This window comes from Streptomyces sp. NPDC031466, assembly GCF_055581265.1.
Genome location: NZ_JBVIJT010000002.1, coordinates 287,815 through 306,220 on the forward strand (window position 1 = coordinate 287,815; position 18,406 = coordinate 306,220).

At 73.7% G+C, this 18,406-nt stretch carries 16 protein-coding genes; 3 read left to right on the forward strand and 13 right to left on the reverse strand.

Going from position 1 to position 18,406, the window contains the following annotated elements; genetic code table 11:
• Positions 1 to 6: 6 nt before the first annotated feature.
• From ACZ5GP_RS04110 to ACZ5GP_RS04130, 5 genes are all read right to left on the reverse strand, one after another.
• Complete coding sequence (locus ACZ5GP_RS04110) at positions 7 to 1,077, reverse strand: PDR/VanB family oxidoreductase (protein WP_468749290.1); 1,071 nt, start codon at positions 1,075 to 1,077, stop codon at positions 7 to 9.
• A 1-nt stretch (position 1,078) separates the two neighbouring features.
• Entirely contained in the window at positions 1,079 to 2,005 is a 927-nt protein-coding gene (locus tag ACZ5GP_RS04115) for a metal-dependent hydrolase (RefSeq protein WP_468749291.1), read from the reverse strand.
• A 91-nt stretch (positions 2,006 to 2,096) separates the two neighbouring features.
• Positions 2,097 to 4,034 carry a hypothetical protein gene (locus ACZ5GP_RS04120; RefSeq protein WP_468749292.1) on the reverse strand — a complete coding sequence of 646 codons (1,938 nt, stop codon included), beginning with the start codon at positions 4,032 to 4,034 and terminating at the stop codon, positions 2,097 to 2,099.
• A 26-nt stretch (positions 4,035 to 4,060) separates the two neighbouring features.
• On the reverse strand, positions 4,061 to 4,564 hold the full coding sequence (locus tag ACZ5GP_RS04125; RefSeq protein WP_468749293.1) for a tetratricopeptide repeat protein: 504 nt from the start codon (positions 4,562 to 4,564) through the stop codon (positions 4,061 to 4,063).
• Positions 4,565 to 4,604: 40 nt separating this feature from the next.
• Complete coding sequence (locus tag ACZ5GP_RS04130) at positions 4,605 to 7,727, reverse strand: alpha-N-acetylglucosaminidase (protein ID WP_468749294.1); 3,123 nt, start codon at positions 7,725 to 7,727, stop codon at positions 4,605 to 4,607.
• A 110-nt stretch (positions 7,728 to 7,837) separates the two neighbouring features.
• Here ACZ5GP_RS04130 and ACZ5GP_RS04135 point away from each other — a divergent pair, with 110 nt between their 5' ends.
• Positions 7,838 to 8,272, forward strand: a complete 435-nt coding sequence (locus tag ACZ5GP_RS04135) for a hypothetical protein (RefSeq protein ID WP_468749295.1) — start codon at positions 7,838 to 7,840, stop codon at positions 8,270 to 8,272.
• A 54-nt stretch (positions 8,273 to 8,326) separates the two neighbouring features.
• On the opposite strand, the gene ACZ5GP_RS04140 is transcribed toward ACZ5GP_RS04135, so the two are convergent.
• The 7 genes from ACZ5GP_RS04140 to ACZ5GP_RS04170 form a co-directional block, all read right to left on the reverse strand.
• Positions 8,327 to 9,640 carry a DUF1996 domain-containing protein gene (locus tag ACZ5GP_RS04140; protein ID WP_468749296.1) on the reverse strand — a complete coding sequence of 438 codons (1,314 nt, stop codon included), beginning with the start codon at positions 9,638 to 9,640 and terminating at the stop codon, positions 8,327 to 8,329.
• A 74-nt stretch (positions 9,641 to 9,714) separates the two neighbouring features.
• The gene (locus ACZ5GP_RS04145) at positions 9,715 to 10,365 is read right to left on the reverse strand and encodes a LuxR C-terminal-related transcriptional regulator (RefSeq protein WP_468749297.1); all 651 of its coding nucleotides are present in this window, start codon (positions 10,363 to 10,365) and stop codon (positions 9,715 to 9,717) included.
• Entirely contained in the window at positions 10,350 to 11,630 is a 1,281-nt protein-coding gene (locus tag ACZ5GP_RS04150; RefSeq protein WP_468749298.1) for a sensor histidine kinase, read from the reverse strand. The genes ACZ5GP_RS04145 and ACZ5GP_RS04150 overlap by 16 nt, the downstream gene beginning before the upstream one ends.
• A gap of 113 nt (positions 11,631 to 11,743) precedes the next feature.
• Entirely contained in the window at positions 11,744 to 12,733 is a 990-nt protein-coding gene (locus tag ACZ5GP_RS04155; RefSeq protein WP_468749299.1) for an NAD-dependent epimerase/dehydratase family protein, read from the reverse strand.
• 66 nt (positions 12,734 to 12,799) lie between these two features.
• Positions 12,800 to 13,345: a winged helix-turn-helix domain-containing protein gene (locus ACZ5GP_RS04160; protein WP_468749300.1), complete on the reverse strand. Its 546-nt coding sequence runs from the start codon at positions 13,343 to 13,345 to the stop codon at positions 12,800 to 12,802.
• A 294-nt stretch (positions 13,346 to 13,639) separates the two neighbouring features.
• Complete coding sequence (gene glnII / locus ACZ5GP_RS04165; protein WP_358699724.1) at positions 13,640 to 14,668, reverse strand: glutamine synthetase; 1,029 nt, start codon at positions 14,666 to 14,668, stop codon at positions 13,640 to 13,642.
• A 279-nt stretch (positions 14,669 to 14,947) separates the two neighbouring features.
• Positions 14,948 to 15,316 carry an arsenate reductase family protein gene (locus ACZ5GP_RS04170; RefSeq protein ID WP_468749301.1) on the reverse strand — a complete coding sequence of 123 codons (369 nt, stop codon included), beginning with the start codon at positions 15,314 to 15,316 and terminating at the stop codon, positions 14,948 to 14,950.
• 168 nt (positions 15,317 to 15,484) lie between these two features.
• Here ACZ5GP_RS04170 and ACZ5GP_RS04175 point away from each other — a divergent pair, with 168 nt between their 5' ends.
• The gene (locus ACZ5GP_RS04175) at positions 15,485 to 15,781 is read left to right on the forward strand and encodes a hypothetical protein (RefSeq protein WP_468749302.1); all 297 of its coding nucleotides are present in this window, start codon (positions 15,485 to 15,487) and stop codon (positions 15,779 to 15,781) included.
• A gap of 150 nt (positions 15,782 to 15,931) precedes the next feature.
• Positions 15,932 to 17,035: an alpha/beta hydrolase family protein gene (locus ACZ5GP_RS04180; RefSeq protein WP_468749303.1), complete on the forward strand. Its 1,104-nt coding sequence runs from the start codon at positions 15,932 to 15,934 to the stop codon at positions 17,033 to 17,035.
• Between the two features lie 111 nt (positions 17,036 to 17,146).
• Here the strand turns inward: ACZ5GP_RS04180 and ACZ5GP_RS04185 are convergent, their stop codons facing one another.
• Positions 17,147 to 18,280 (reverse strand): haloacid dehalogenase-like hydrolase, encoded by a 1,134-nt coding sequence (locus tag ACZ5GP_RS04185; RefSeq protein WP_468749304.1) that lies wholly within the window; start codon positions 18,278 to 18,280, stop codon positions 17,147 to 17,149.
• Positions 18,281 to 18,406: the final 126 nt, after the last annotated feature.

The window sequence follows — 18,406 nt, forward strand, 5'->3', positions numbered from 1 at the left end:
CGGGGCTCACAGGTCGAGCACCAGCCGTCCGCCGTGCGCCCGCGAGACGCAGATGAGCATGGCGGACGCCCGCTCGCCGTCCGTGAGCAGCTCGTCGCGGTGGTCGATCTCCCCGGCCAGCACGCGCTGTCGGCACGTACCGCAAAACCCCTGCTCGCAGGAGTACGCCGTGTCCGGCAGTGCGGTGCGGACCGCGGCGAGCACCGTGCTGTCGGCGGCGACCGCCACCGTGCGCCCGCTGCGCCGCAGTTCGACCTCGAAGGCCGTGTCGCCGCCGGGCCGGGCGCCGGCCGAGAACCGCTCCGTCCGCAGCGCGCACCCCTGCGGCAGCGCGTCCGTCACCGCGTCGAGCAGCGCAGGCGGCCCGCACACGTGCACGGCGGCGCCCTCGGGCGTCCCGCTCAGGAAGGCGGCCACCTCCGGCAGCCCGTCCTCGTCCTCGGCGACGACGGTCACCCGCCCCGCGCGCTCCCCGGCGAGCTTGCCGACCTCTTCGAGGAACGGCATGGAGCGGCGCGAACGCCCCCCGTACAGCAGCCGCCACGGCGCCCCCGAGGCCTCCACGACTCGCAGCATCGGCAGGATCGGCGTGATCCCGATGCCGCCGGCGACGAAGACGTACGCGGGGGCGTCCGCCAGCGGGAAGCGGTTGCGCGGCCCGCGCACCTCGACCTCGTCGCCCTCCCGCAACCGCTCGTGCACCTCGCGCGAACCGCCCCTGCCCCCGTCCTCGGCGGCGATCAGCCTGGTGGCGACGGTGTACGAGGAGCTGTCCTCGGGGTCGCCGCACAGCGAGTACTGCCGCACGCGTCCCGACGGGAGCACCAGGTCGAGATGGGCGCCCGGCCGCCAGCGCGGCAAGTCCCGACCCGCCAGGCGGAGTTGCACCACGCCGTCGGCCACCCGCTCATGGCGTGCCACGCGCAGCCGCAGCGCCCGGGAGCGCGGCTGTCCGGAAACCGGCTCCTCCAGGGCGGGCAGCGGCCACAGCGGGGAGGCGGCGATGCGGCGGCGCATGGCCCGCCGCGCGAGCAGGGCGCCGCCCGCGACGAGGGCGAGCGTGGGGATGCGGGGCATGTCAGACGCTTCCGTTCGACCGCTGGGCGGCGGCCTGCTCGGCGGCGGTGGCGGCCGGCGAGGACGCCAGATAGGCCACGGCCTGGGCCGTGCTGCCCTCCTGCGACGGGTGGTAGTCCCGGCTCAGATAGCGGGGGATGGAGCGCAGCATGGCGCCGGTCGACGGCAGGGTGCCCGCGCGCCCGCCGCGGTGGAAGGCCCGGAAGCTCGCCCGGCCGCCGACGAGCGTCGGATCGTTCGCCATGAAGAACCGCGCCCCGCGCTGCCAGAGGAAGACCAGCGCGGTGAAGGCGGTCGCCCAGGTCCGCACCCGGCGCCGGTAGCCGCCGTCGACGTGCTGGAACAGGTCGAAGGCCACCGACCGGTGCTCGACCTCCTCGGCGCCGTGCCAGCGCAGCAGGTCCAGCATGGTCGGATCCGCGCCCCTGCGGTCCAGCTCCTCGGCGTTGAGCACCCAGTCGCCGAGGAAGGCGGTGTAGTGCTCGATGGCCGCGATCATCGCGACGCGCTCCATCAGCCACCAGTGGCGCGCCCTGCCCGGCGGCAGGGTGCGGTCCCCGAGGAGCTTCTCGAAGAGCCAGTCGACCTGGGCGGTGTAGGGCGTCGGGTCCAGTCCCTGCTCCTTGAGGTGCGGCAGCACCTCGTCGTGGGCCTGCGCGTGCATCGCCTCCTGGCCGATGAACCCGATGACGTCCGCGCGCAGCCGCTCGTCCCGGATGTGGGGCAGGACCTGCTTGTACACGTGCACGAACCAGCGCTCCCCGGCCGGCAGCAGCAGGTGCAGGACGTTGATGGTGTGCGCGGTGAACGGGTCGCCCGGGAGCCAGTGCAGCGGGGTGTCCGCCCAGGAGAAGGAGACGTCGCGCGCCTTGAGCGGTATGTGCTCGGAGGCGACGGGGACGGGCACCCGGCTCTGCTTGTGAGACATGGCGTCAATGTACTGACGGGTAGGCCGGGTGGTACAGGGGGTGGCGCGGGGGAAATTCCCGGGCCACCCACCGGAGCGTCGCCGCCTCGCGCTAGCCGAGCGTCGTCACCTTCGTGCCGTCCGCGAGGGTGCCGGTCAGCCGGACGCGGGCGGTGCGCGCCGTCCTGACCGCGATGACGTTGTCCTGGACGCGGTCGCCGCCGGACGAGGACAGGGACGCCACGTCCTTGCTGCCCGCGCCCAGGAGGTACCAGTTGCCGGCCCGGGACTTCCACAGCACGCCGGCGAGGACCTTCGGGTCGCGCACCCCGCACGCCGGGGAGTCCTCCGCCTTGGCGGCCACCGCGCCCGCCGGGACATCGGCCGGCTGGATCTCCGCGAAGCTCCGGCTGCCCGCGCCCCGCCAGGTCTCGGCCCGGTTGCAGACCCACTGGGCGGCGCCGTTGGCCTCGGGCAGCGTCTGCCGGGCGTACGCCCAGGAGTTCACCGTCCGTACGCCGTTGGAGCGCACCGTGGCCAGGGAGCAGGCGGACTTGACCCAGTCCGCGGGCGTGGCCTCGCGCGGCGCCTCGGGGCGGCCCGCGGTCAGCCGGGCGGGGACCAGCTCGCCGAGGTCGGTGGACATCCGCTCCGTACCGGAGTCGTCGCGCATCCGCAGTGCGTTCCAGGACGTGCACCGGCCGCTCGGCGCGGGGCCGGAGAAGGGGTCGGTGACACCGTCCTCGTCGCGGCGCAGGGGCACGGCCTGCCCGGCGGGCTTCAGGAGGTCGCGGACCTCGGTGGCGCGGACCCAGGGGGCCGTCAGATAGCGGATGTTGCCGTCCGCGCGGCTGACGACGACGGCGCTCGCCTCGGGGCCGCTCGCCCCGTCCACGCGCGCGAAGTCCAGCGCGGCGCCGCTCGTGCCCTCCTTCGGCTCGGCGTAGCGCACGATGCGCAGACCGTCGTGGAACAGCACCACGCGCGCGGCGTCGACCTCGCCGGCGAAGAGGAGCTGGGCGGGGCCCGGGGGCGCCCCGGAGGGCGTGCCCGGGGTGGCCGAGACCTGGACGGTCCCGCCGGGCCGGGCCCAGACGGCGAGGGCGCGGCGCAGGAGGTCCTTGTCGCCGACGAGGCCGCCGCGGGCGGGCCACACCGAGAAGTCGGCGCGGGCGGAACGTTTCCACGCCCCCGCCGTGGCCACCGTCAACCGGCCCGGGTCGAGGGCCGCTTGCCCGGCCGGGTTCTGCGCGTACGGGGGAGCGGCGGCGCCGTCGGGCCCCCAGCCCTCGCCCGGCAGGCCGAGCAGGGCCCCGCACACCAGCAGGGCGACGGCCGCGACGCCCGCGGCCTTCATGTGCTGCCTGCGCCGCATCAGGTCCGTCGGCCGGGCCTGCAGGGAGCAGGGGTCGAACTCGGGGGAGGCCAGCAGGGCGTAGCGCGCCTCGACCTCGTCCGCCTCGGCGAGGGCGTCGTCCGGGTCGTCGCACCCGGCGGCCGCGAGCACCGTGCGCACACCGGCGTCGTCGAGCGCCTCCAGGCCCCGCAGCACGTAGGCGGCGCGGGCCGCGCCGGACAGCTCGGCCAGGTGCTGGTCCAGGGCCAGTTCGTCGGCGCCGCCCGCGTGCGGGAAGAGCCGGAGCCCCAGGACCTGCGGCAGCAGCGGGGGCAGTTGCGCCCGCCGGGGCCGGGCCCGCCACGTCAGGGGGAGCCCGGCGTCGAGCGCGCCGCGCAGGACCCGCAGGCGCACGTACGCGTAGCCGGGGTCCCGCTGGTGGCCGCCCCCGCCGCCGTACTGGGCGGGGACGACGACCGCCGTGCCCGGGGTGCGGCCGCGCGGCAGGGCGCGCTGCGTCAGGGCGTGGGCGGTCAGGACGCGGCGGTTGCGCCCGAGGCTCGGCGGCAGCACCAGATAGGCGAGCCGGACGAGCCGGGGGTAGTGCTCGACGAGGGCGGCCTCGGCCTGCTCCACGTCGACGACGGGAGCGGGGCCGCTGGCGCTCGCGGACTGCGGCTGCTTGGACTGCACATTCGACGACACGTTCAGCAAAACGAGCGAATCGTCGGTTGGTCACCTCAGGCTTCGGCGGGCTCCACGAGAGCGCGGGCGTAGGCGCCCATGGACCGCTGGTAGCGCGGCAGATGGGGGGCGAGGGCGCCGAGCACCAGGGCGAGGCCCTCGCGTTCCCGGCCGAGGTTCGCCAGGCACAGCGCGAGGACGGCGCGCACGGCGTCATCCAACTCGTCCGGCGCCGCGTCCAGTTCCGGGGTGAGGAGCGCGACGCCCTCCGCCGCCCGGCCCACGTTCCGCAGCGAACTGGCGAGTTGGATCAGCGCGCGCCGCCTGCGGCCACCGTCCAGGCCGCGCTCCAGTGCCTCCTGGTACAGCGGCACGGCCCGGTCGGAGTGCCCGGTCGAGTCGAAGGCGCAGGCCCGCTCGAAGAGGCCGGCGGGGTCGCCCTCGGGCAGCTCCGCGGCCAGTTGGCCGATCAGCGCGCGGAACTCCCCGGCGCGGTCCTCTTCGTAGGTGTCGAAGGTGTCCCAGGCCTTCGCCACGCGCTCTTCCCAGTTCGCGTTCACGGTCCCACCCTCGCACACACGTGCCCCACGCGGCACGGCTTTACGGTGTCACCGCCCAGTCGCTGAACTCGACCGTCCCGCGCCCCTCGTCACCACCGTTCGTCGCGCTCATGAACATCCCCACGTCCTGCGCCGCGGCGGCGCCCGGCACGCGCACCGTCGCCACCGTGCGCCAGGAGGCGCCGCCGTCGGTGGAGCAGGCGCCCGTGACGGAGCCCTCGGCACGCGTGAGGCGCAACAGCACCGGAGCCTTGACGCCCGTGATCCGCTGATAGGCGTCCAGCGTGCCGTCGCCGTTGGTGTCGTACGACAGGACGACGCCGTTGGCCGGGGTGACGGCGAGGTTCACGATGCCGCGGGAGCCCGGCGTCGCCATGGTGTCGCGGGCGATGAGGCCGGCGCGCGCCCAGGGCCCCGTGACCGCCTGCGTGTCGACGCGCACCGTCACCGACACCCCGTCCCGCAACGCCTGCCGCCGGTACAGCGTGCCGAACTCGGCGGTGCCCTTCCACAGGTCGGCGCCGCCCCCGTCGATCGCGTACCGCTCTTCCAGCTCCCCGAAGACGGCGGCGTTGGCGCTGTACGTCCGCCACGCGTCGCTCACCGGTCCTGCCTCGAACAGGGTCCCCTCGTGGACGTGCCGCACCCGCCGCTCGCCCGCCGGGCCGTACCGCACGGTGATCTCGTAGGGCATCGGCCGCAGCGGCCGGTCCAGGGGCGTGTCCGGCGCACTGGCCCGCCACGTCACCTTTCCCGTCGCCCCGGGCCCGACCCTCGGCAGGGACACCGGGCCGGTCGGCCGGGCCTCGATGCCGGTCAACGCGAAGTCCACGCGGCCGGTGGCGCGCAGCCCGTTGACGTTGCGGAAGACGGCGCTCACCAGCGCGTGACCGCCCGGCGGGAAGGCGGGCGGTTCAGCGGTCACCTCGACGGTCCCCTGGTAGGGCGCCCGCGCGAGGACGCCGCGCACCCGTGCGGCGGTGCGGTGGGCGTCGCCGGCCGGGCGCAGCGGATAGTCCTCGCGCTCCCGCGTCCAGGAGTCCTCCACGGCGAACCAGTCGACCGGCGCCGGCGCGCGCCCGGCGGCCAGGGCGTCCGCCAGCTCGTCGAGCCACCGCTGCCAGCGGGGGAGGTAGAAGTCGCTCAGCAGGCCGTGCCACTCGCGGTTGCCGTACTCGTGGAGCTTGCCGCCGTCGGCCGTGGCACGCCCGCCCCACGTGGTGATCAGCACCTTGGCGGTCCGCTCGAACTCGGCGCGCTCGGCCTCGCTCGTGCCCATGCGCCGGGCCGCCTCGATCCAGGGCCCGAGCAGGAAGGCGGAGTGGGTGCCCGTCACCTCGTCCGAGAGCCGCATCAGCCGCAGCCACAGCGTGGAAAGGGCGCGGAAGGCCTCCTGGTCCTTGCGCCGGTACGCGGCCCGCAGCTGCGGCAGGAGCTGGCGGCTTCGGTGGGCGAGGGCCTGGCGGGCCACGTCCACCAGGTCGTACCGGTAGGCGGCGCTGCCCCGCAGGGCGCCCGGCACCGCGAGCAGCCCGGCGAGCGCGGCGTCGAAGCGGGCCGGGTCGTAGGTGAGGGCGCGCGGCGCGTACTCGGCGGCGCGGGCCGCCGCCAGGTCGGGGCGGGCGGCGAACAGGGAGTCGTGGGCGTCGCTGCGCTCCACGGCGGTGTGCCGGTAGGCGGTGTCGTGCAGCGCCCGCCAGGCCGAGCGCGCGGCGCGGTCCCGCCCGCCGTAGCGGAAGTCGGCGTACGAGGAGAACCACGCGGCGCGGTCCAACGGGGCCTTGGTCCAGGCGAGTTCGGAGAACAGCTCGAAGGCGGCGGGGTCGCGGTCGGCGGCCTCGGGCATGAAGGCGGTGCCCGCCAGCGCACTGCCCGGCTTGTCGCGCCAGGCGAAGAACTTCTCGTTCCACAGGTGGGTGCGGGCGCCGATCGTCGTGCGGCCGCCGAAGTTGGGGATGGTGCCGAAGGCGTAGGGCGTGCCGCCCCAGTCCTTCTCCCGGTCGGTGACGCTCGCGTACCGGTCCGAGACGCCGTCGACGATCAGCATCCGCTTCTTGTCGACGGCGTCGAGCAGCGCGGGCAGCGGGTTGGCCTCCCAGCCCAGAATCACCCAGACGGCCCCGGGTCTCGCGACGCGCAGGGCTCTCTCCACCCCTCTCGCCGCGTCCGGCACGGGCACGTCACCGGGCGTCCCGCCCTCGTGCAGCAGGTCCATCTTGAACAGGTCGGCGGCGCCGAACAGCTCCCGCTGGTGGCGGTAGAAGGAGGCGGCGACCCGGGCGAAGGCGTCCGTGCGCGGGTCGAGCCAGTCGGGCCGGGGGAAGCCGTGCCAGACGCCCTGCGGGACGACCCGCGCGTCCCCGCCGTTGCGCGCCACGAAGCCGTCGGGCACGTGCCCGTAGTAGCCGGGCAGCACGGGAGCGATGCCGAGCGAGCGCAGCCGGTCGGCGATCCTGCGCCCCAGCGCGGCGCGGTCCGCGATGAGCCGCGCGGTGAGGGGACCGCCGTACCCCGACAGGTTCTGGAGCAGCCACCACGGCTGGTGCGAGGGCGCCGGCAGCCAGGCCCGCGCCTCGGCGTCGGAGTAGCCGAACTCCGTGAGGACCCGGTGGTAGACGGCCTCGGCGCCCGCCACCACCAGCACTTCGTTGCAGCCGTGCAGGGCGAGTACGTCGATCATCCGCTCCCAGTACGCCCAGTCGGCGTACGGCGCGGTGTAGCCGTCGTTGGTGTCGTTCAGGGCGAACCGGTGGGGCAGCGAGGTGGACCGCTCCAGCGGCTTCACCGGGGCGGGCAGCCTGCGCGGCAGGTCGAGCTGGTCGCCGTTCCAGGTGATGTGGGCGCCGCACACGTACTTCAGGTACCAGTGGACGCCGGTGAGGAGCACGGCGGGCGTCGTGCCGGTGACCGTGATCCGGCCGGTGGTGCCGGTGACCCGGAAGCGGTCCTCGCGCCCTCGGGCGGGCACGAGGGTGAGCCGGAACTGTTCCGCGTGCCGCGGCAGGAGTCTGTTGAGCGCCGCGCGCGCGGCATCCGTATCGAAGGCGGGGGCCTTCGCGGACCCTTCGGCGGCGTGCGCCGGCAGCGGCACCCCGCCGACGGCGGCGCCGAGGCCGAGGGCGCCGGCGGTGCCGAGCAGGGAACGTCGGGACGGTGCGGACATGTGTACCCCCTGAGGTGAGGCTGCGGCGCACGGTATCCGTGCGGCGGGCCTTCCACACAGGCGCATACGAGACAGGCGAGTCGCACTCGCCGGAAGAGGCTGGTGGGGCGATGCGGGCAGCACGGATGGCGCGTGCGGGCAGGGGCGTGGGCCTTCTGCTCGCGCTGGTGGGATGCGGTGCGGTGGGCGTGGGGTGCGGCTCGGGGGGCGGCGACGCACCGGACACGGCGCGGGGCAGCCTGGAGCAGCTGGCGGCCAGGGCGGGGTGCACGGCCGACATCCAGACGGACGCCGCCGACCTGCGTCAGGCCACCTGTGACAACGGTGCCCGGCGCTACGTCCTCGTAACCTTCACAAACGCCCGCGGCCAGGCCGAATGGCTCGACGAGGCGAACGACTACGGGGGCACGTACCTCGTCGGCGGCAGCTGGGTCGCGGTCGGCGGCCCCGCCGACATCGCGGCGCTGCGCGAGCGGCTCGGCGGGACCGTGGTGGACGCCGCGCACGGGCACGGCGGGGGCCACCGCGGTCACCGCATGGGCTGACGCGAAGGGGCCGGCCCGGGGGTGGCGGGCCGGCCCCGAGGGGTGTGACCGGCCTCAGGAGCAGCGCTGCCCGGAGTTGACGCACCCCGCGACGCGCCGCATCAGGCGCTCGTCGAAGACGTTGATGAAGTCGCCGTGGTCGGTGACGGGTTTGTGCAGCTGCTCGGGGAAGGAGTCGACGGCGAACCCCGGGCCCGGCGGCACGTCGTAGACGATGCGCTGCACCAGCTGCGGGATGGCCCGGAAGCCCTGCGGGCAGGCGCCGGTGCGCCGGTCGGCGAAGGCGACGTGGGTGCGGTGGTTGGCGCTGTCGGTGTTCCGCCCGTCCCAGCAGCTCTGGAAGGCGAACCTGCGCACGACCTTGCTGCCCTCGGGGCAGATCGGGTACTTGTCCTTGAGCTGCCGGTTCTCGAAACCGGTGCAGCTCCACGAGGCGTTGGCGTTCGCGTCGCCGTTCGTGAACGCCTTGGCGTCGCCGGTGATGATCCGCAGGAACCGCGGCATCGCGACGACCTTGCTCCGCGGATTGCCGACGAAATTCAGCGTGACCGAGGCCGGGGTCTGGATCTCGCCGACGTTCTGGTCCTTGCCGCCGCCGTCCGCCCGGGCGTCGTCCTCGTCCCGCCCGTTCTGGAGCCGCAGCACGGGCCAGTAGTACGTCGACTTGTCGCCCTGGTTGCGGCAGCTGGTCCCACCGCCGGCGAGGTCGTCGTCGTCGGAGAACGCGTCCGTCTCCTGGTTGCCCACGTAGTCGTGCATGTGGTGGGCGCCGTTGCTCACCCCGGGGGCGACGATGACGTTGTCCGGGTTGAACTTGCCGTTCTCGTTCCGCCCGCACTTCGTGGTGAAGGTGCCTCGGGAGGCGCCCCGCTGCTCACGGGGCCGGTTCACGTTGGGCCGGACGGACTCGATCGCGACGAAGTCCTCGGCGGCGGGCCCGTTCTCGCTGCGGCCACCGGATGGCGATCCGTCTCCGGTGGAGGCGCGCAACGTACAGGGCGCCATGCCGTCGAGCCCCTCGGGGCGTCCGCCCGCCCGGTCCATGGCGTCCGCGATCTCGCCGAGGGTGGCACGCCGCCGCTCCGCCAGCGGGTCGAGCACGGACTCCTTGTCCCGCGCGGCGGTGAACTGGTCGTAGGCCCGGGTGATCTGGCTGTCCAGCTCGGCGAGTTCGCGGTCCACCACCTCGCGGGCCGGCGGGGGCACCTCGGACAGTTCCGTGGCCACGTCCGGGCAGCTGATGGTCGACACCCGCTGCCCGGCGCTCCGCGGAGGGGGCCGGTCGCCGGTCTCGTCGGCGTTCGCGTGGACATTCACCGCGACCAGGCCGCCGCCGCCCAGGAGCAGGGCCGCCGACGCGCCGATCATCCGTCCCGCCAGCTTGGATCGTTTTCGTGATGTGCGTCCCATGGGACTACATACGCATCAACTGCCCCGCGCGTTCAGCGCCCTTGGTCCAGATAGGCCAGCACCGCGAGCACCCGCCGGTTGTCGTCGTCCGACACCGGCAGGCCGAGCTTTCCGAAGATGTTCGACGTGTGCTTGGCGATCGCCCGCTCGGTGACGACGAGCTGCGAGGCGATCGCCGTGTTCGAGCGGCCCTGCGCCATGAGTTCGAGCACCTCGCGCTCGCGCGGGGTGAGCGCCCCGAGCGGCTGGTCGCGCGAGCGCCGGGACAGGAGCTGCTGGATCACCTGCGGGTCCATGGCGGTGCCGCCGGCCGCGACCCTGCGCACGGCGTCGATGAACTGCGCCGCGTCGAAGACCCGGTCCTTCAGGAGGTAGCCGACGCCGCCCGTGCCGTCGGCCAACAGCTCACGCGCGTACAACTGCTCGACGTGCTGCGAGAGGACGAGGACGGGCAGTCCGGGCCGGGCGCGGCGGGCGGCCAGCGCGCACTGGAGGCCCTCGTCCGTGTGGGACGGCGGGAGCCGGACATCGACGACGGCGACGTCCGGCTCCAACTCGGCCAGGGCCTTGGTGAGTTCGGGCCCGCTCTCCACGGCGGCCGCGATCTCGAAGCCGAATGCCTCCAGCATCCGCACCAGACCGTCGCGCAGCAGGAAGAGGTCTTCGGCTAGGACAACGCGCAAGGGATCTCCATGGTGACCATGGTGGGACCGCCCGCGGGGCTGCTGACGGCCAGGACGCCGTCGAATGTACCGAGTCGGCGTTCGATCCCGCTCAGCCCGGAGCCCGCCCCGGGGTCCGCGCCGCCCTCGCCGTTGTCGGTGACGGCGACGCGGAGCATGCCGTCGGCGTGGTGGACGTCCACCCAGACGCGGTCGGCGCCCGAGTGCTTGATCGCGTTCGTCAGCGCCTCGCTCACCGCGAAGTACGCCGCCGACTCGACCGGGGCCCCGGCCCGCCCCGGCAGCTCCACGTCGACCTCGGTGGCCACCGGCAGGCGCAGCGCGAGGGCCTTCACCGCGTCCCCGAGGCCGCGTTCGGCGAGGACCGGCGGGTGGATGCCGCGGACCAGGTCGCGCAGTTCGCCCAGCGCCTCGCCGGAGTTCCGCCGGGCCTCGGCGAGCAGCTGCTTGGCCTTGGCCGGGTCCGTCTCGACGAGCGCCTCGATGGTGCCGAGGTCCATGCCCATGGCGACCAGGCGGGCCTGCGCGCCGTCGTGCAGGTCGCGCTCGATGCGGCGCAGTTCGGCGGCGGAGTTGTCCACGGCGTCGTGCCGGGTCTCGGTCAACCGGTCGACGCGGTCGGCCAGTTGCCGCTCCCGCATGGCGGCCGTGGGCGCGAGCAGCGTACGGGCGAGGAGGAAGTGGGCGCGTATGAGCGAGGTGTTGACCGCGACGCCCAGCAGGAAGATGCCCACGCCGAGCACGGCCGCCTGGTTGGCGGTGGACTGCGAGGTCACATGGATGAAGGCGAACCACTCGCCGCCGCCTGCGTCGTGGATCGGCTCCCACACGCCGAGCGCGAGGACCCAGCCGTACACCATGTAGAGCAGCAGCACCGGGGGCAGGAGCGCCACGACGGCACCCGCGGACATGTTCACCAGGAGCCACTGGAGGTCGCGCCAGGTCGCGGGGTCCTTCAGCATCAGCGAGCAGCGCTCCACCTGCCCGGCGAGGCCGGACCGCCGCCCGGCGGGGAAGGGGCGGTAGGGCACCGGGATCCGCACCCCGGACCACTCGGCAGCCCGTACGCGGTGCGCGTCGGCGTACTTGCGCACCCCCATGAGGATGGCCGGGGTGGTGAGGAAGCCGATGCCGAGCGGGAGGAACGCGATCGAGACGACCGAGAACACGAAGAGGATGTTCGACCCCACCAGCGAGACGATCGCCAGATAGAGGCCCCGGGCCCCCGCGATCACTGCGTCCTTCAGCCTCGTCATGGCATCCATCCCTCTCGGCGTCTACGGCGTCACCCAGTCTCGCCCGCCGCACGCGCCCAGGACACGGGGCCCGCCCCCCGGCCCGGGGGTGTACCTGACGACACCCCCGGGGCCCCCGCGCCCTAGAGCCCGAGCACCTCGGCCTCCTTGGCGGGATCCAGGCCGACCGTCGGGCGGTCCGGGCGCTGCGGCGGGGTGCCGCCGAGGGAGCGCAGCCACTCCCACGTGTCGCGCACCGTCTCCGCGACGGGCCTCGCCCAGAGTCCCGCGGAGACCGCCTTCCGCGAGGAGGTGCGGTGCATGGTGTCGTGCAGTTCGCCGGGCGCCAGCCACACCGGCAGCTCCGACCACGGCTCGACGCCCGCCTCCAGCACCGCCTCCGGCGCCGTCCACCGCAGCGACACGTCCGGGGCGCCCGCCACCTCGGCGCACGCGTCGAGCAGCTCGCCCATCGTGAACCGGCCCATGGGGCTGACCAGGTTGTACGGGCCGTGCAGGGCCGCCGCCGAGGCGTCCAGGATCCACTGGGCGAGGTCCCGCACGTCGACGTACTGGATCTCCAGGTCCCGGGGCCCGGGAGCCAGCACGGGGCCGCCCCGCGCCATCCGGTTCAGCCACCACGGCAGCCGGCCGATGTTCTCGTACGGGCCGAGGATCAGTCCCGCCCGGGCGAGGATCGTCCGCTCCGGTCCGAACGCGTCGACCGCGGCCAGCTCACCGCCCCGCTTGTCCTGCGCGTACGCCGTCGCCGCCGCGTCCGGGTCACCGTCCACCACGGGGAAGTTCTCGTCGGAGCCGGCCTCGCCCGGGTAGCGGTACACGGAACCGCTCGACACGTACACATACCGTCCGGCCCGCCCGGCGAGCAGCCGCGCCGCGTCCCGTACGACGTGCGGCGCCGCCGACCAGGTGTCGACCACCACGTCCCACTCGCCGCCGGCCAGCGCGGCGAGGCCACCTTCCGCCGTACGGTCGCCGTGCACGGCCCGGGCGCCCCGCGGCGCGGCGTGCCGGCCGCGGTGGAAGACGGTCACCTCCCAGCCACGGGCCAGCGCCGCCTCGGTGACGGCGCGGCCCACGAACTCGGTCCCACCCAGCATCAGAAGTCTCATGCGGGTGACTCTGCCCTGGTGGCGGCGGTCAGGGAACGCCTTCTGCTGCCGGCAGAGGGCGGGCGCTCAGCGGGGCGCCGGCGGCACGTACTTGTAGCCCACCCGCCGCACCGTCTGGATCGTCGCCCGGTGCTCGGTGCCGAGCTTGCGCCGCAGCCGCGCCACGTGGACGTCCACGGTGCGTCCGTCGCCGACGTGGCCGTACCCCCACACCGTGGTCACCAACTGGTCGCGGGTGTGCACCCGGTGGGGGTGCGCGACGAGGTGTGCGAGGAGTTCGAACTCCAGGTACGTGAGGTCCAGGGGCCGCCCCTCCACGGCGGCTGACCGCTGGCCGGCGTCGATCGTGATCGGCCCCGTGGCCGGTGCCTGCGGCGGGGCGCTCTCCTGCGCGGCGGCCGGCACGAGGACGAGGTAGCCGACCATCGGCGGCTGCCCCGGCAGGGTCGGCAGGGTGTGCTGCGGCGCGGGCAGCCAGGTGGCGCCGGGCGGCAGGAAGTCGGGGACGCGCACCACCTCGTCCGGGTCGACGGCGCGCAGGCGCCCCCGGGCGGAGGAGGGGGCGGTGGCGGTGGCAGTGGCAGTGGCAGTGAAGGTACGGGAGTTCGCCATGGGAGGTCAGCTCTTTCGCGCGAGATAAGGAGTCGTCGAGAACGAGACGTACGTCGTTACGTCGTGCGCGTCAGGCGAAGGCCGGGGTGAACGGCTTTAGAGGGCCCGCGCGTTCGTCGCGCGGCAACACACCCGGTCGAAGTCGTGGTGCTGACGGGAGGGCCAGAAAGGCTCGAGGTCGTCACGACCCGTCGAGGTGTTCTGGTGGCTGCCCATGCTCCCCATTGAATCAGATGACGACGGGGGCGCCCACCCGTATCGGTGGGCGCCCCCGTCGGCGGTGTGCACGGCGGGTCAGACCTGGCCGGCCTTCTCCAGCGCGGAGCAGCAGGTGTCGACGAGCAGGCGCGTCACCACGTACGGGTCGACGTTGGCGTTCGGACGGCGGTCCTCGATGTAGCCCTTGCGGTCCACCTCGACCTGCCAGGGGATGCGGACCGAGGCGCCGCGGTCGGAGACGCCGTAGCTGTACTCGTTCCACGGGGCGGTCTCGTGCAGGCCGGTGAGCCGGTCGTCGATGCCGGCGCCGTAGTTCTTGACGTGGTCCATCGGCTTGGAGCCCTCGCCGAGGGACTCACAGGCGGTGATGATCGCGTCGTAACCCTCGCGCATCGCCCTGGTGGAGAAGTTGGTGTGCGCGCCCGCGCCGTTCCAGTCGCCCTTGACCGGCTTCGGGTCGAGGGTCGCGGAGACCTTGAAGTCCTCGGCGGTGCGGTAGAGCAGCCAGCGGGCGATCCACAGCTGGTCGGAGACCTCCAGCGGGGCGAGCGGGCCGACCTGGAACTCCCACTGGCCGGGCATGACCTCGGCGTTGATGCCGGAGATGCCGAGGCCCGCCTTGAGGCAGTTCTCCAGGTGGGCCTCGACGACGTCACGGCCGAAGATCTCGTCCGAGCCGACGCCGCAGTAGTAGCCGCCCTGCGCGGCGGGGAAGCCGCCGACGGGGAAGCCGAGCGGGCGGTCGCCCTCGAAGAAGGTGTACTCCTGCTCGATGCCGAAGATCGGCTCCTGCGCGGCGAACCGGGCCTCGACCTCGGCCAGTTCGGCGCGGGTGTTGGACTCGTGCGGGGTCATGTCCGTGTTGAGGACCTCGCACAGGACGAGTACGTCATCGCCACCGCGGATCGGGTCCGGGCAGGTGAAGACGGGCCGCAGCACCCGGTCCGAGGCGTGCCCCTTGGCCTGGTTCGTGCTGGATCCGTCGAAGCCCCACAGCGGCAGCTCCGCGCCCTTCGCGTCGTCCCCGAGGATCTTCGTCTTCGAACGGAGCTTGGCGGTCGGTTCGGTGCCGTCGATCCAGATGTACTCAGCCTTGAAGGTCACGGGGGCCCCATCCTTGAAACGTTCGGTACGGCGCAGAACGTGCGGGTGCTGCGGTGCCGTGGTGATGTGCGGCAGCCTGGCAATCCGCGATTTCCCGGCCGTTGCCCTCATGTGAACCCCGTGTTACCTGCTCCGGGTGTGGCCCACGTCACTCGCCGACCGCGTCGGCGGCGGCGGTCCCGGGTGCGGCGCCGCGGCCCGCGCACTCGTGAGGGCGTTCCGTATACGCTCCCGACCGGTTTCCGGAGGCTCGGGGGCGGCGGCGCTCGCTCCGGGGCGTCAGCGGGAGAGGGCGTCCCGCACGGCCTCCTCGGTCCGGGCGACCACCGCCGTGCCGTCGTCGGCGGTGATGATGGGCCGCTGGATCAGCTTCGGGTGCTCGGCGAGGGCCTTGATCCAGCGGACGCGGGCCGAGGCGTCACGGGGCCAGGCCTCGCGGTCCGTGAGGTTCAGGTCCTTGGCGGCCTGCTCCTGGGTCCGCGTGATGTCCCAGGGCTCCAGGCCCAGACGTTCGAGGACGGCGCGGATCTCGTCCTCGCTCGGCACGTCGTCGAGGTAGCGGCGCACGGTGTAGTCGGCACCCTCCGCGTCGAGCAGCGTCAGGGCGCTCCGGCACTTCGAACAGGCGGGGTTGATCCAGATCTCCATGCCCACACGCTACCCCCGGACCACCCGCCCCAGGCCCGTGCGGCACGGCCTTGTTCGAATACCTCAAAGCCCGTCTGGCCAGCGGCGATTGTCAGTGCCGGGCGGTAGAATCAACGTAGTGTTCGAGGGCGCCCGACGGGGGGTCCCGACCGCGACAGGAGGATGCCCGTGCCCGCTGCCGCACCGACGAAGAAGCGTGTTTCCCGACCCGTACTGATCGACCTGCCGTACGCGCCACTGGAGAAGAAGGCGCTGCCCGCCGGCCGCCCCCGCGAGTGGTACGTCAACCACAACCGCCGCCTCAAGGCCATGCGCCTGGCGATCGCCCTGCTCGACTCGGGCGTCCATCTGCCGAACCAGGCGAAGAACAGCACGATAAGGAGCATGGCGGAGCAGGTCGGGATCCACCCGCCCTCCGACATCACCTGCCACATGGTGCGCGCATTGATGCGCTACAGCCGCTGAGCGAGCGGCTGCGCCGCGCCGGTCGAGCAAGTGCGGGGCGCGCGGCGGGAGTTGCCCGCCGCGCGCCCCGTCCTGTCGTGGCCCGTCCCGTCGTGCCCCGTTTCGGCGTGGGCCCGTGCGGTCATGTGTGCGATGGGACATGCTGGGCCCATGACCCAGCCGGAACCCGTCGGCGCGCTGCCGCTCGTGACGACCGCCGAACTGCCGGACGGCACCCGCCTTCCGGTGTGCGGCCTGCGCGCCCCCGCGCCCGAACGCTTCCTGCCGTCCGGCTCGGGGCCGGCGCCGGGGCCGCCCCCGGCTCCCGTGGTGCTCGTCCTGCCGGCCATGGGCGCCCCCGCCCGCTTCTACCGCCGCTTCGCGCGTCAGCTGCACGACGAGGGGCTGACCGCGCTCACCGCCGACCTGCGCGGCCAGGGCGAGGCGACCCCGCGCGCCACCGGCCGCGCGGCGGGCGACCACGGCTACCGCGCGATCGTCGAGGAGGACCTGCCGGCGGTTCTCGCCGCGATCCGAGCCGAGCTGGGCCCCGAGCCGCCCCTGTACCTCCTCGGCCACAGCCTCGGCGGTCAACTCGCCTTGGTGTACGCGTCATTGGCGAGAAAAGCCGTCGGCGTCGGGGACTCGGACTTCAGGGGCTCGGGTGTCGGGGGCTCGGGCTTCAGTGGCTCCGGTGTCGGAGGCCCCGGCGTCGGGGGCCCCGGCGTCGGGGGCCCCGGCGTCGGGGGCCCCGGCGTGGCGGGCCCCGGCGTCGACGGAGTGGTGATCGTCGCCACCGGCTCGGTCTGGTTCCGCGCGTTCGGCCCCCTGCGCGGCCCCGGCCTGCTCCTGACCCAACTGCTGATCACCGCCACGGCGGCCGTGCTCGGCCGCTGGCCCGGCACCCGGCTCGGCTTCGGCGGCGACCAGCCGAGGGGCGTCATGCGCGACTGGGCGCGCCAGGTGCGCACGGGCCGCTACAGCGCCAGAGGGTCCGCGCTCGACTACGAAACGGCGCTCGGCACCCTGGACCTGCCCGTGCTCGCCGTCTCCGTCGAGCGCGACGCCTACGCCCCCGCCGGCGCCCTCGACCACCTGCTCGCCAAGACCCCGCGGGCGCGCCTCACCCGCCACCACCTGACCGCGCGGGAGGCGGGCACCCGGCTCGACCACTTCGCCTGGGCCCGTGCGGGCGGCGCGCTCGCCAAGCTGGTGGCGGCCTGGGCGACCGCCGACGAGCACCGGGCGGGGGTATACCGGGCCGGGAAGTCATGACTCGTACGCCCGTGACTCGTACGCCCGTGAGCCGTACGCTCATGAGCCGTACGCCCGTGACCCTGACGCCCATGAGCCGTACGCCCTCGGCCGACGCGGGCCGTCGGCGTGTCAGCCGATCTGCTCCGGAGTGACCGTCAGCCACCGCTTGTCCGCGGTCACCTCCTGGCCCAACTCCCGCTGGCGCCGCGCGTTCTCCTCCTTCATGCCGTCGAGCTGCTTCATGTACGCGTTCTTGCGGTTGACCCACACCCGTACGCCGCCGTGCTCCACGTCCGCGGAGTGGAACAGCATCGGGCCGTCGCTGACCGGGGTGTCCCCGGCCACCAGGATCGGCTTCCGCCACTCGTCGATGTAGGTGTTGATCGCCGCGGGCTTGCCCTCGAACCAGGTCAGCGGCGCCCACAGGTGCGGCGTCAGCTCGCGCCCGGCGAGCCGCGCCCGCTCCTTCTCGCCGAAGCGGCCCTCGGCGATCTCCTTGCGGGAGGTGGTGACGTCACCGGTCCCGCGGTCCTTGAGCTGGAGCGAGACGCCGATGACGTTCTGCGGCCGCACGCCGTAGCCGTACTTCGGGTCCGCGAGGACCATGCGCACCAGGTCCTCGGCGGCCGCGCTGACCACGTACACCTCGATGCCGTGCGCCCGCAGCGTCCGGTACAGCTGCCGCATGCCCGGCGAGAACTCCGGCGGCTTCACCTCGGTCCTCGTCGGCTTCCCGTCCTCGTAGTACTCGGCCGGGATCGGCTTGCCGTACGCCAGCAACTCATCGACGTACTTCTTGAGTTCCCTCAGCGTGAACCCGGAGAAGATCTGCGCGGCCCAGGGGTAGCAGACCTGGTCGTCCACCTCGCACAGCCGGTTGTAGTAGCTGTAGAGGCTCTCCTTGTGCCCGGCCTTGTCCTTGAAGGGGATGACCTTCAGGGACGGGTCCATGGTCTTGCGGGTCAGGACACCCTTCATCTCCAGGAAGGGCAGCAGCGACTCCTCCAGGTCGTTGCGGTACGTCGTGTTGTCCGCGTCGAAGACGGCGTACGCGCCCTTGTGGTCGTTCGCGGCGATGACCTCGCCGAGCCGCTTCGCGACGGGCTTCGGCCAGTGCGACAGCTCGCGGGCGGTGGCCGCCGAGGTGTCGGCGGCGGACGCCTCGTTCGTCGGCCACAGCGCGCTGCCCGCGAGGACGGCGGCGGCCAGCGCGCCCACGGTGGCGATGAGGGCCGGCCTGCTCTTCACCCGTACTGCTGCCATGTCTCTGTGTCCCTGCCGTTCCCTGCGAGCGGAGTGCGCCCCGTTCGGAGCGGCGCGCAACTCTATGGGCCCCCGGGGGCCGATTCCCATGATCGACGTCACCGTGCGGCGGCGGCATGGGGGGAG

Excerpts from the sequence above, each read along its gene's own strand:
- ACZ5GP_RS04110 (WP_468749290.1), bottom strand. The coding sequence starts at position 1,077 with ATGCCCCGCATCCCCACGCTCGCCCTCGTCGCGGGCGGCGCCCTGCTC.
- ACZ5GP_RS04115 (WP_468749291.1), bottom strand. The coding sequence starts at position 2,005 with ATGTCTCACAAGCAGAGCCGGGTGCCCGTCCCCGTCGCCTCCGAGCAC.
- ACZ5GP_RS04130 (WP_468749294.1), bottom strand. The coding sequence starts at position 7,727 with ATGTCCGCACCGTCCCGACGTTCCCTGCTCGGCACCGCCGGCGCCCTC.
- ACZ5GP_RS04135 (WP_468749295.1), top strand. The coding sequence starts at position 7,838 with ATGCGGGCAGCACGGATGGCGCGTGCGGGCAGGGGCGTGGGCCTTCTG.
- ACZ5GP_RS04140 (WP_468749296.1), bottom strand. The coding sequence starts at position 9,640 with ATGATCGGCGCGTCGGCGGCCCTGCTCCTGGGCGGCGGCGGCCTGGTC.
- ACZ5GP_RS04150 (WP_468749298.1), bottom strand. The coding sequence starts at position 11,630 with ATGGATGCCATGACGAGGCTGAAGGACGCAGTGATCGCGGGGGCCCGG.
- ACZ5GP_RS04155 (WP_468749299.1), bottom strand. The coding sequence starts at position 12,733 with ATGAGACTTCTGATGCTGGGTGGGACCGAGTTCGTGGGCCGCGCCGTC.
- ACZ5GP_RS04160 (WP_468749300.1), bottom strand. The coding sequence starts at position 13,345 with ATGGCGAACTCCCGTACCTTCACTGCCACTGCCACTGCCACCGCCACC.
- ACZ5GP_RS04170 (WP_468749301.1), bottom strand. The coding sequence starts at position 15,316 with ATGGAGATCTGGATCAACCCCGCCTGTTCGAAGTGCCGGAGCGCCCTG.
- ACZ5GP_RS04180 (WP_468749303.1), top strand. The coding sequence starts at position 15,932 with ATGACCCAGCCGGAACCCGTCGGCGCGCTGCCGCTCGTGACGACCGCC.
- ACZ5GP_RS04185 (WP_468749304.1), bottom strand. The coding sequence starts at position 18,280 with ATGGCAGCAGTACGGGTGAAGAGCAGGCCGGCCCTCATCGCCACCGTG.